12 protein-coding genes are annotated in these 11,053 nt (G+C 66.7%); 7 read left to right on the forward strand and 5 right to left on the reverse strand.

The annotated features are described in order from the left end of the window. Positions 1 to 51: 51 nt before the first annotated feature. From ACORJG_RS01795 to ftsH, 3 genes are read left to right on the forward strand one after another with little or no spacing between them, the layout of a single operon-like run. The gene (locus ACORJG_RS01795) at positions 52 to 900 is read left to right on the forward strand and encodes a tol-pal system protein (protein WP_427791109.1); all 849 of its coding nucleotides are present in this window, start codon (positions 52 to 54) and stop codon (positions 898 to 900) included. Continuing rightward, positions 900 to 2,303: a tRNA lysidine(34) synthetase TilS gene (gene tilS, locus ACORJG_RS01800; protein ID WP_427791111.1), complete on the forward strand. Its 1,404-nt coding sequence runs from the start codon at positions 900 to 902 to the stop codon at positions 2,301 to 2,303. The genes ACORJG_RS01795 and tilS overlap by 1 nt, the downstream gene beginning before the upstream one ends. Positions 2,304 to 2,345: 42 nt before the next feature. Continuing rightward, on the forward strand, positions 2,346 to 4,301 hold the full coding sequence (gene ftsH / locus ACORJG_RS01805) for an ATP-dependent zinc metalloprotease FtsH (protein ID WP_427791113.1): 1,956 nt from the start codon (positions 2,346 to 2,348) through the stop codon (positions 4,299 to 4,301). 78 nt (positions 4,302 to 4,379) lie between these two features. Here ftsH and ACORJG_RS01810 read toward each other — a convergent pair whose 3' ends face one another. Both ACORJG_RS01810 and ACORJG_RS01815 read right to left on the reverse strand, forming a co-directional pair. After that, positions 4,380 to 4,790, reverse strand: a complete 411-nt coding sequence (locus ACORJG_RS01810; RefSeq protein ID WP_427791114.1) for a GreA/GreB family elongation factor — start codon at positions 4,788 to 4,790, stop codon at positions 4,380 to 4,382. Between the two features lie 31 nt (positions 4,791 to 4,821). Further along, positions 4,822 to 4,977, reverse strand: coding sequence for a hypothetical protein (locus tag ACORJG_RS01815; protein ID WP_346528533.1), 156 nt, complete (start codon positions 4,975 to 4,977; stop codon positions 4,822 to 4,824). A 258-nt stretch (positions 4,978 to 5,235) separates the two neighbouring features. Between ACORJG_RS01815 and folP the strand changes: the two genes are divergently transcribed. Further along, entirely contained in the window at positions 5,236 to 6,069 is an 834-nt protein-coding gene (folP, locus tag ACORJG_RS01820; RefSeq protein ID WP_427791116.1) for a dihydropteroate synthase, read from the forward strand. On the opposite strand, the gene ACORJG_RS01825 is transcribed toward folP, so the two are convergent. Continuing rightward, entirely contained in the window at positions 6,066 to 6,533 is a 468-nt protein-coding gene (locus ACORJG_RS01825) for an SRPBCC domain-containing protein (protein WP_427791117.1), read from the reverse strand. The two genes, folP and ACORJG_RS01825, sit on opposite strands and share 4 nt — an antisense overlap. 253 nt (positions 6,534 to 6,786) lie before the next feature. On the opposite strand from ACORJG_RS01825, the gene ACORJG_RS01830 reads away from it, so the two are divergent. From ACORJG_RS01830 to ACORJG_RS01840, 3 genes are read left to right on the forward strand one after another with little or no spacing between them, the layout of a single operon-like run. After that, complete coding sequence (locus ACORJG_RS01830) at positions 6,787 to 7,131, forward strand: DMT family transporter (protein WP_427791119.1); 345 nt, start codon at positions 6,787 to 6,789, stop codon at positions 7,129 to 7,131. Continuing rightward, positions 7,128 to 8,075: a bifunctional hydroxymethylpyrimidine kinase/phosphomethylpyrimidine kinase gene (gene thiD, locus ACORJG_RS01835; protein ID WP_427791121.1), complete on the forward strand. Its 948-nt coding sequence runs from the start codon at positions 7,128 to 7,130 to the stop codon at positions 8,073 to 8,075. Before ACORJG_RS01830 ends, thiD begins: the two co-directional genes overlap by 4 nt. Before the next feature lie 41 nt (positions 8,076 to 8,116). Further along, positions 8,117 to 8,701 (forward strand): nucleotidyltransferase family protein, encoded by a 585-nt coding sequence (locus ACORJG_RS01840; RefSeq protein WP_427791123.1) that lies wholly within the window; start codon positions 8,117 to 8,119, stop codon positions 8,699 to 8,701. Here the strand turns inward: ACORJG_RS01840 and ACORJG_RS01845 are convergent. Next, the gene (locus ACORJG_RS01845; protein ID WP_427791124.1) at positions 8,686 to 9,231 is read right to left on the reverse strand and encodes a hypothetical protein; all 546 of its coding nucleotides are present in this window, start codon (positions 9,229 to 9,231) and stop codon (positions 8,686 to 8,688) included. The two genes, ACORJG_RS01840 and ACORJG_RS01845, sit on opposite strands and share 16 nt — an antisense overlap. 107 nt (positions 9,232 to 9,338) lie before the next feature. Next, a complete protein-coding gene (locus ACORJG_RS01850) occupies positions 9,339 to 10,715 on the reverse strand; it encodes an NAD(P)-binding domain-containing protein (RefSeq protein WP_427791125.1) in 1,377 nt (458 codons plus the stop codon). Positions 10,716 to 11,053 lie beyond the last annotated feature (338 nt).

The raw sequence follows: 11,053 nt of genomic DNA on the forward strand, positions 1-11,053 counted from the left end.
GTCGGCGCACGGGGCCTTGCCGTCGCCGCAAATCGGTGGGACGACAGAGCCATGCTGAAGACGCCATTCCGCCTCACGAAACCCGCCGTCCTGACGGCGATCGGCCTGACGTTGATCGGGGGCGCCGTCGTCGCCCAGGTCCAGCCGATGGAGCCGATCCAGTGGGACAAGCGCCGCCTGGACCAGCTGGACCGCAACGTCCGCCGTCTGGAGCGCGCCCTGACCCAGCGCAACGCCGCCGGAGAACCGGTTCTGGTCGAGCTGGACCCCGAGGTCGTAGCCCTGCAGGGGCAGGTGTCGATCCTGGAGCGTCGTCTGGGCGATGTGGAGCAGACCTTCCAGCGCATGAACGCCGACAGCGAGCGCCTGACGTTCCAGCTGGACGAAGCCACGCGCGATAATTCCCAGCTCAGCCGCCGCCTGCGCGATCTGGAAGGCCGTGTGGAGCGCGCCGAAAAGGCGGCTGAGGCCGCCGCCGAACTGAACGGCCCGATCGTCGCCAACTCGCCCACGGGCGATGCCGCGCAGGATCTTCAGGCCGCCATGCGTCTGGCGGGCGAGGACGCCGTGCGTGGCGGTCGCGCGCTGGAAACCGTCATCGTCACCTGGCCGAACACGCCGCAGGCGCGCGAAGCCAACAGCCGTCTGGGCGATCTGCACGTCGCCGCGCGCGACAATGCAGCGGCGGTTCAGGCCTACGCCGCCGCCCTGAACGGCTGGCCGCGCACGCCGTGGGCGCCCGAAACCACGCTGAAGCTGGCCGAGGCCCTGCGCGCCACCGATCGCGCGACCCAGGCCTGCGGCGCCCTGACCGAGTTCGGCCGCCGCTACGCCGAGGCGGCCACGGCGGCGCAGAAGACCCGCGCGACCCAGCTGCGGACGCGCGCCAGCTGCAGCTGATGGGCGATCTGACCAGCCGGGTGTTCGCCCGGCTGGACGCGCGCCTGAACCACGCCGGACCCGAACCGGTCGCCCTGGCCCTGTCGGGCGGAGGCGACTCTCTCGCTCTGCTGGACCTCGCCGCGGCATGGGCCAAGGCGAGGGGGCGGCGGCTGCTGGCCCTGACCGTCGACCACAATCTCAACCCTGACAGTGCGGACTGGACCCGTTTCGCCGCCGAAGCCGCGCGCGCCGCGGGCGCCGACTGGCGGGGGCTGGCGTGGCAGGGCGCGCGCGGCGGACCCGGCGTTCCGGCGCGGGCGCGGGCGGCCCGTCACGCCCTGCTGGCCGAAGCGGCGAGGGAGGGCGGCGCGCGCGTCATCCTGACCGGCCACACCGCCGATGACGTCGCAGAGGGCGAGTGGATGCGGGCGGACGGCGCCACTCTGGGCCGCCTGCGCGAGGCGTCGCCGTCGCCCGTCTGGCCGGAAGGGCGCGGGCTGCTGCTGCTGCGCCCGGTGCTGGAGGAGCGGCGCGAGACGCTGCGGGATCACCTGTGCGCGCGCGGGCTGTCGTGGTTGGAGGACCCGGCCAACGGCGACCTGCGCTATGGGCGAGGCCGGGCGCGGGCGGCTTTGGCGACGCAAGCCCTCCCGTTGGCGGATGGGGGAGGGTTGGATGGGGGGGGGGTCGCTGAGGTTTCCGCTCGGGCGCAAGAGACGCGGACGGTTCCATCTCTTGAGCCTCATTCCCAGACGTCGCGTGCTGACCCCCATCCACGACCCTTCCCCCATCGAGGGGGAAGGGGGGAAGGCAGCGGTCAGGCTTGGGCAGGCGTTCTGCCTCTGTCGCGCGACCTGCCTGCGTCGACGCTCGCCGCTGTTCTGTTGTGTGCGGGCGGAGGCGCGACGCCGCCGCGCGGGGACCGGCTGGCGGCCCTTCAGGTGCGGCTGGCGGGGAGAGAGGACTTCGTCGCCGTCCTGTGCGGCGCCCGCGTCGAGGCGTCCGGCGCCTGCGTTCAGGCGATGCGCGAGCCGGGCGAGTGGAAACGCCGTTCGCCCGCCTCTCTGGTCCTGACGCCGGGGCGGCCCGCCGTCTGGGACGGGCGGTTCGAGATCGTGACGGAGCAGTCGGGGTTACGGGTCGAGGCGGCGGCTGGACGGCTGGCGCAGTTGTCGGATCGGGATCGGGCGGCGCTGGCGTCCTTGCCGCCCGCTGCGCGGGCCGCCGCGCCGGTGCTGATCGGCTACGAGGGGCGTCCCGTCCCGGCCTGGCGCGCGGCCCAGGTGCGGGCGCTGGGTCTGCGCCGTCTCGCGCTCGCTCTGGCGGCTTTCGGGGGCGAAACGACGCAGGAAGACGGACTCTTTCAAACCCTTCATGGCGAAACGCCGCCGTCTGACCTATTTTCAGGGAAAGACTGCTGATCGACGGGCCGGGCACGGCCCTGTCGAGGAACCGAGGACCGAATGAACCTGCGCAATTTCGCCATCTGGGGCGTCATCCTTCTGGGACTGGTGACGGTCTACGCCGCGATCAGCCAGAACGGCGGCGCCCCCGCCATGCCGGGCGCCAAGGGCGCAGCCGCCGCGGGCGGCCGCCCTGACCCCATCACCTATTCGCAACTGATGACCGCTGTGGAGCGTCAGGAGATCAAGTCGATCGTCGCGCGCGGCGAGACGATCACGGGCGTCTTCAAGAACGACAGCAAATTCACCGCCGTGACGCCGGTGCCGAACGCCGAGCTGGTCGAGCAGATCCGCAAGTCCGGCGTCGAGGTCGAGACCAAGAGCACCCGTCAGCCGTGGTGGTCGGGCCTGCTGGGCCTGTTGCTGCCGGTGGCGCTGATCATCGCCTTCTGGTTCTTCATCATGAACCGGATGCAGGGCGGGGCCAAAGGCGCCATGGGCTTCGGCAAGTCCAAGGCCAAGCTGCTGACCGAGCACAAGGGCCGCAAGACCTTTGACGACGTCGCCGGCGTCGATGAGGCCAAGGACGAACTGCAGGAGGTCGTCGACTTCCTGAAGGACCCGGCCAAGTTCCAGCGTCTGGGCGGCAAGATCCCCAAGGGCGCCCTGCTGGTCGGCCCTCCGGGGACGGGTAAAACCCTGCTGGCGCGCGCGGTGGCGGGCGAGGCGGGCGTGCCCTTCTTCTCGATCTCGGGTTCGGACTTCGTCGAGATGTTCGTCGGCGTCGGCGCCAGCCGCGTGCGCGACATGTTCGAGCAGGCCAAGAAGAACGCGCCGTGCATCATCTTCATCGATGAAATCGACGCCGTCGGTCGTCACCGGGGCGCGGGTCTCGGCGGCGGCAACGACGAGCGCGAGCAGACGCTGAACCAGCTGCTGGTCGAGATGGACGGCTTCGAGGCGTCCGAGAACATCATCCTGATCGCCGCGACCAACCGTCCGGACGTGCTGGACCCGGCCCTGCTGCGTCCGGGCCGCTTCGACCGTCAGGTCGTGGTGCCCAACCCTGACGTCTCGGGCCGCGAGCGCATCCTGCGCGTGCACATGAAGGACGTGCCGCTGGCCGCCGATGTGAATGTGAAGACGCTGGCGCGCGGCACGCCGGGCTTCTCGGGCGCGGATCTGGCCAATCTGGTGAACGAAGCGGCCCTGATGGCGGCCCGCAAGGACCGTCGCATGGTCACGCACCGCGACTTCGAGGACGCCAAGGACAAGGTCATGATGGGCTCCGAGCGGAAGTCCATGGCCATGAACGAGGAAGAGCGCCGCCTGACCGCCTATCACGAGGCCGGTCACGCCATCGTCGCCATCAACGTCAAGATGGCCGACCCGGTGCACAAGGCGACCATCGTCCCGCGCGGCCGTGCGCTGGGCATGGTGATGCAGCTGCCGGAAGGCGACCGCTATTCGATGAAGTTCCAGCAGATGATCGACCGTATCGCCATCATGGCGGGCGGCCGGGTCGCCGAGGAGCTGATCTTCGGGCCGGAGAGCATCACCTCGGGCGCCAGTTCGGACATCGAACAGGCGACCAAGCTGGCGCGGGCCATGGTCACGCGCTGGGGCTTCTCCGAGAAGCTGGGCACGGTGGCCTATGGCGAGAACCAGGAGGAGGTCTTCCTGGGCCATTCGGTGTCGCGCAGCCAGAACGTCTCGGAAGAGACGGCCCGCATCATCGACGAAGAGGTGCGCCGCATCGTCACCGAAGGCTGGGAAGAGGCGCGCCGCATCCTGACCGACAAGGCGGCCGATCACGAGAAGCTGTCTCAGGCCCTGCTGGAATACGAAACCCTGTCGGGCGACGAAATCCGGGACTTGCTCGAAAACGACCAGCCGCCCAGGCGCGACCAGGAGAACGACACCGTCGTCGGCCCATCGCTGTCGGTTCCGGCCACGCCGGAGGACGAGGCGACGCCGCAGGCCGAACCCGCCGCCCAGCCCGCGCCCAGCGTTTAGGGCGAGGCTGACAGGCCGATATGAAAAGGGGCGCGTCCGCCGGACGCGCCCCTTCTTTTTGTCCGGAACGGACGCGGTTCAGCTCGCGGCGGCCTCAGCGTCCTCGACCTTGACCAGCGTCAGCTTGCGCGCGGCGCCGGAGGTGTCGGGCCAGTTGATCGACTGGCCTTCCTTCAGGCCGATCAGCCCCGCCCCGACATAGGACAGGATGGAGACGCGCCCGGCGTCGATGTCGGCGTCCTTGGGCAGGACCAATTGGACGCGGCGCACGTCGGGGCTGTGGTCGTCGGCGTATTGAAGCCAGCGGTTCAGGGTGACGATATTTTTGGGCATGGCCTTGGGCTCGCACACCTTGGCGCGGTCCAGTTCCTGTTGCAGCAGTCCGGCCGGACCCGTGCCGGGCAGGTCGCCGACCAGGCGGTCCAGGGCGTCGAAGTCGTCGCTGCGAAGCGTGATGGCGGGCAGGGCGCCCTTGCGGGGGGTGGTCATGAGTAAAACTCTCTGAAAAAATCGGGCGACGTCAGGCGGCCGAGGGGCCGTCGTCGTCGGGATGTTCGGGGTCGGTCTGTTCCAGCGGCGCCTCGGGCGCGGCGGGCCGACGAAAAGGAATGATGTCGGCGCTGCGCGGCGCCTCGCCGGCGCGACCGTCGTCTGGGGTGTCTGATCGGCGTGTCATGATGCAAACCTTCGCGAACGGCCCGTGGCCGACGCGGTCCTGCAGAATGAAGAGGGAAAACGGGAAGCTTATACAACCGGGACCCGTAGCGGGCGCCCGGCGCAGGGCGCACGGCGAACCGCTACGGGTTAAATGCCTTCGACGCGGCGTCCCGCGTGGGTGAGGCGTCGAGCCTGGCTGACGAAGCGTTTCATTGCGTTTAGAGGCTGGACCCCGGCGCGATGAAAGTCAAACCGCCCGCTCAGGAGTCGATGTCGCATGACCCATCAATCCCTTGTGAACCGGCCGCGCGTCATGGGCATCGTCAATGTCACGCCGGACAGCTTTTCCGACGGCGGGCGACATGTTTCGACCGAGACGGCGCTGGCCCACGCCATGGCGTTGGTCGCACAGGGCGCCGATGTGTTGGACGTCGGCGGCGAAAGCACGCGCCCCGGTTCCGATCCTGTCGATGAGGCGGAGGAAATCGCCCGCACGGCGCCGGTGATCGCCGCCATCCGCGCGCGCTGGGACGGGCCGGTCAGCATCGACACCATGAAGCCCGCCGTGGCCCGCGCCGCCGTCGCAGCGGGGGCGACGATGTGGAATGACGTGACGGCGTTGCGTCATGCGCCCGACAGCCTGTCGACCGCCGCCGAACTGGGCTGCGAGGTGGTGCTGATGCATATGAAGGGCGCGCCCAAGACCATGCAGGACGACCCGCGTTATGACGATGTCACAGCCGAGGTCGCCGCCTTCCTGAACGCACGGGCCGAAGCGGCGATGGCGGCGGGCGTGGCGCGCGACAGGATCTGGCTGGACCCCGGCATAGGCTTCGCCAAGACCACGGCGCATAATCTGACCCTGACGGCGCGGTTGGGCGAGTTGGCCGATCTGGGCTTTCCGGTTCTCTACGCCGCCAGCCGCAAACGGTTGATACAAGGGGTGGATGAGACGGCGATGCAGTCTGGCGACCGCATCGGCGGCTCTATTGCGCTGGCGCTGGAGGGCGCACGTCGCGGCGCCCGCATGGTGCGGGTTCACGACGTGCGCGAGACGGTTCAGGCGTTGAAGCTGCAGGCGGCTGTGACGGCGCTGGACGGCGCCGTCTAACGCTTCCAGCCCGGCAATACCTTGTCGGGAAAGCGGTCGGCGACGAAGGTCGGTTCGATCGCTCGCTCCAGCCACATCTTGGCGCCAGCGAGAACCAGGGTGAAACCTTCCATGGCGTTCAGAGCGGCCTTTACCCCTTCGTCGGTCGCCGGGAAGCCGCGATTGAAGATTTCGACCCAGGTCGACTTGCCGCGTTCTTCAAAGCGCCATTCAACTTCGGTCGGTTGATCTTCGAGGTTCCAGTCGATCAGGATGCGTCGATTGACCTGAATGTCCTTGACCGCGACCTGGGTCGACACGCCGTACATTCCCCAGGTCCAGGTGACTTTTGCGCCGGGCGATAAACGGCGATCGCCATGAGTGAACCAGAACCAGGATGTCACGCCTGGTTCAGTAAAGGCCTGATAAACTTCATCAACAGGGCGATGAACCAGTGTTCCAGTGTGAACCAGCGGCGTCAGCATTCAGTCCCATCTCCAAAGGGAAGCGAGGCGGCAACGCTTATCTTCTCAGAATTGTTTCACAGATGGAAATAAAACCGCACAAAATTCGTTCCGCTCAATAATGAACGTTATTTTTTAATCAAAAATCCGAAAAACCTGCGTTTTTTTATTTGTAATCTATTGTAATCCTGTCCTGTAAAATCCGCTTGTCTGTGCGTCCGAGGCATGACGAACGGGTCTTGTCTCAAACACCCCCATCGGCCATTCAGCCGCCATGTCCTGGCTCTTGTCCCTGAATCCCTGGCTGGTGCTTGTCGTTGCGGGCCTTTTTGAGGTCGGCTGGGCGTCAGGCGTCAAATATGTCGGCGTGCAGCGGCCGCTGATTTCACTGGCCGTCGCGGTGGCGCTGGCGGCCAGCATGGTCGGGCTGTGGGCCGCGACGCAGCGCCTGCCGGTGGGCACGGCCTACGCCATCTGGACCGGCATCGGGGCCGTCGGCGCGGCGGTGATCGGCGTGGCCGTCTATGGAGAACCAGCGACGGCGGTGAGGGCTGTCTGCATCCTGTTGATTGTTTCCGGCATCGTCGGACTGAAGCTGTTTTCCGGAGTTTCGGCATGAACCCAATCCCTGAAGCAGCCGACCGCCGCGCGGACGGCGATAGGGATGGCAATGATGTCCCTGAAGCAGCCGACCGCCGCGCGGACGGCGATAGGGATGGCAATGATGTCCCTGAAGCAGCCGACCGCCGCGCGGGCGGCGATAGGGACGCTAAAAAAGGCCGTGTGCTGATCCTGGCCGGGTCCGACTCCGGCGGCGGCGCAGGTATTCAGGCGGACATCAAGGCGGTGACCATGCTGGGCGGGTTCGCCGCCACGGCCATCACGGCCATCACCATCCAGAACACGCTGGGGGTTCATGGTGTCCACGCCGTGCCGCTGGATGTGATCGAGGCGCAGGCGACGGTGGTGCTGGATGATATCGGCGCGGACGCCCTGAAGACCGGAATGCTGGGCTCGGTCGAGGTGGTCGAGACGGTGGCCGGGCTGATCGATTATGCAGCCGGGATTCCGGCCGTGGTCGACCCGGTCATGATCGCCAAGGGCGGTTCGCCCCTGCTGGCCGAGACGGCGGTGGAGGCGGTGCGCCGCCTGATGATCCCGCGCGCCTTCCTGCTGACGCCCAACGCGCCCGAGGCCGAGGCCCTGACCGGACTGGAGGTCGCCGATCTGGACGGCCAGCGCCGTGCGGGCGAGGCGCTGCTGAAGATGGGCGCGCAGGCTGTCCTGATGAAGGGCGGCCATGTGCCGGGCGAGATGGTCATCGACCTTCTGCTGACGGCTGACGGTGAGACCGTGCTGGAGAGCGAGCGGGTCGTGTCGCGCCATACCCACGGCACCGGCTGCACCCTGGCCAGCGCCTGCGCGGCGGGCATAGCGAAGGGCCTGCCCCTGCCGATCGCGGTCGCGGAAGGCTGGGCCTATGTCGCCGAGGCTATCCGTCGGGCGCCGGGCCTTGGCCAGGGGCACGGCCCGCTCGACCATGCATGGCCGGTGCGCCGATAGGCGGCTTGGCGGGGCGCTGGAATCGCGCTCTCAGGGGCCGCATGACTCTCGAAAATCGCCTGACCGACATCATTCGCGCCGATGCGGGACTGATGCATGTGCTGACCGTGATCCGCAGCCTTGATCTGCCGGACTGGCGGCTGTTTTCAGGCGCGGTCTATCAGGCGGTGTGGAACGTCCAGACGGGCCGCCCAGTCGGCTATGGGATCAAGGACTACGACATCGGCTATTTTGACGCCGATACCTCATGGGACGCCGAGGATGTCGTCATCAAGCGCGTCGCCGCCGCCTTTGAGCCGCCGCTGCGCGATCAGGTCGAGGTGCGCAATCAGGCGCGGGTCCATCTGTGGTTCGGCGAGCGGTTCGGCGAGCCCTATGATCCCCTGACCTGCACGGACGAAGCGCCGGGTCGGTTCGTCGCCCCGGCCTTCGCCGTCGGCGTGCGGCTGGAGACGGACGACAGCCTCAGCGTCGTCGCCCCCTTCGGGCTTGAGGATGTGTTCGACATGGTCATTCGGCCCAATCCGACGCGTCCACGCGCCGGCGGCTGGGACCGGGTCATCGCCAACGCACGCGGCCGCTGGCCCGAGCTGACCGTGGTCGAGGACGATCAGGCCACGGCGTAGCGCGCCGTGATCCCGTCCGGCTGGAAGTCATGCGTCGCCAGCCGGTCTAATGAGGCGAAAACGCGCGCGGTGAAGTCTTCGGCGTCGCCCTCTTCGACGGCCGGGCGCAGCCAGTCGGTGACGATGGCGCGCGCCGGATAGGTTCCGACCGGGCCGGGCACGCTGAGCGCGACCTCGATGCCTTCGGCGATCCAGCCCGCCACGGTGATGAAGAACTCCATCCCGACCAGAAAGTCCGAACGGCGCAGGACATAGAGGGTGATGATCCCGTCCCCGACCCCGTCGGGGCGCACGATCACGCCGCTGCGGTCGGGGCGCCAGTCTTCGGACAGTTCGACCGCCCGCCACAGGCAGAACCAGACGCGACAGGTCTGCGGCCGGATTTCATGCACGGAACACCCTGCGCCATCGACGCAGTAGCTGCACAACTCGCCCGTCGGCTTGGCCAGTTCGGGCAGGTCCAGCGGGATCACGCGGCAGCACTCGACGCAGCCGCCGCAGGTCCGATCGGGAAGAAGGGGCAGGGACATGGCCGCCGTCTAGCGCAGCCGGGGCGCAAATGCGCGCGCTTTGACGAGGTGCGGCGTCAGGGGCGCCCCTCCCTCCGACCCGCACGGCCGGAGGGAGGGGCCGTGCATCAGGCGCGCGCGGCCTGGGTGCGGGTCGAGGGCAGGCGCAGATAGGCCTCGAGAGAGTCGTCGAACGCCTTCATCCACGGCACATGGTGGCGCGCCGCCAGCGTGCCGGTCAGGACCGACCGATAGCATTTGTCGCGATAGCCCATGATGTCGGCCTTCTTGTCCTTCTTCCACTGCAGGAAGATCCGGTTGATGTTGTCGACATCGAGATCCGGATAGTCGGTCTGGGCGATCAGGCGCTTGATGTATTCGCCCTGATATTCAAACGCCTCGGCATCGGTGCGGATGGAGACTTCCTTCTCGCGCCAGTGGTCGTTGTCGGCCTCCATATCGGCGCGCGAGGGCAGCTGGATGCGGCCCATGATGATGTCGCGCGTCAGCCAGGCCTGGGCGTCGAACATGTTGAAGCTGTACCAGAGGTCCTGCATCCCCAGGTAGAACAGCTTGGGGTTCGGCGTGAAGGCCACGCCCTCATACAGGTTCAGCGGCCACAGGCGGTTGCTGGTCTTCAGGCGCAGATCGTCCGGCAGGAAGGGGAAGTGGTGCTTGTAGCCGGTGCACAGGATGATGGCGTCGACGTCGCGACGCGTGCCGTCGCTGAAATGGGCGGTCTTGCCATCCACGCGCGTCAGGCAGGGTTTCTCCTCCCAGCCCTTGGGCCAGTCATAGCCCATCGGCTGGCTCCGATAGCTGGTGGTGACCGACTTCGCGCCGTATTTGTAGCACTGCGAGCCGATGTCCTCGGCCGAATAGCTGGAGCCGATCAGCAGCACGTCCTTGCCCTTGAACTCGGCCGCGTCACGGAAATCGTGGGCGTGCAGAATGCGGCCGGGGAACAGGTCGAAGCCCGGATAGGACGGCGCGTTCGGCGTTGAGAAGTGGCCGGTGGCGACGATGACGTGGTCGAACGTCTGGGTGGTGCGGCGACCGGCGGAATAGTCCTTGGCCGTCACAGTGAACTGCCCCGACGCCTTGTCGAAGACCACGTCCTTCACGGCGGTGTTGAACCGGATGTACTGGCGGATGTTCGCCTTCTTCACCCGGCCCTGGATATAGTCCCACAGGACTTCGCGCGGCGGATAGGATGAGATCGTCTTATCGAAGTGCTCGTCGAAGGTGTAGTCGGCGAATTCAAGGCATTCCTTGGGGCCGTTCGACCACAGATAGCGGTACATGCTGCCGTGCACCGGTTCGCCGTTCTCATCGAGGCCTGTGCGCCAAGTGTAGTTCCACATGCCGCCCCAGTCCTTCTGCTTCTCGAAACAGACGATCTGGGGGATGTCCTCTCCCTTGTCGCGGGCCGACTGGAAGGCGCGGAGCAGGGCCAGTCCCGAGGGGCCGGCGCCGATGATGGCGATACGTTTTTGCTTGGGCATATTCACTCTGGGCTGATGGGTCAGACGCCCCGGCGCAGGGCGGCGCTGCGGCCGCAAATCACACGGGACAAACGAAGGGCCGGACCGCCAGCACTCCCAATATATGGAGTGAGGCTAAGGGAATCGGCGCGCGAAAATATAAATCGTCTTAATATCTTAGAGTTCATGCTTAAAATTTGAATGATTATCTCTCTAATTCTTGAATTAAATAACAACATCAGAACAAATTGCTTTGTAACGAATATGCAGAAATATTCGCCAAGTCGCTCTCATATTGTCATTTCAATCCGACGATTATGAAGCAATGTTGCTGTTACCGCAAATTTCGTTCCCGGAAA

The sequence above is a fragment of the Brevundimonas diminuta genome, from assembly GCF_050310045.1.
Classification (GTDB): domain Bacteria; phylum Pseudomonadota; class Alphaproteobacteria; order Caulobacterales; family Caulobacteraceae; genus Brevundimonas; species Brevundimonas diminuta_F.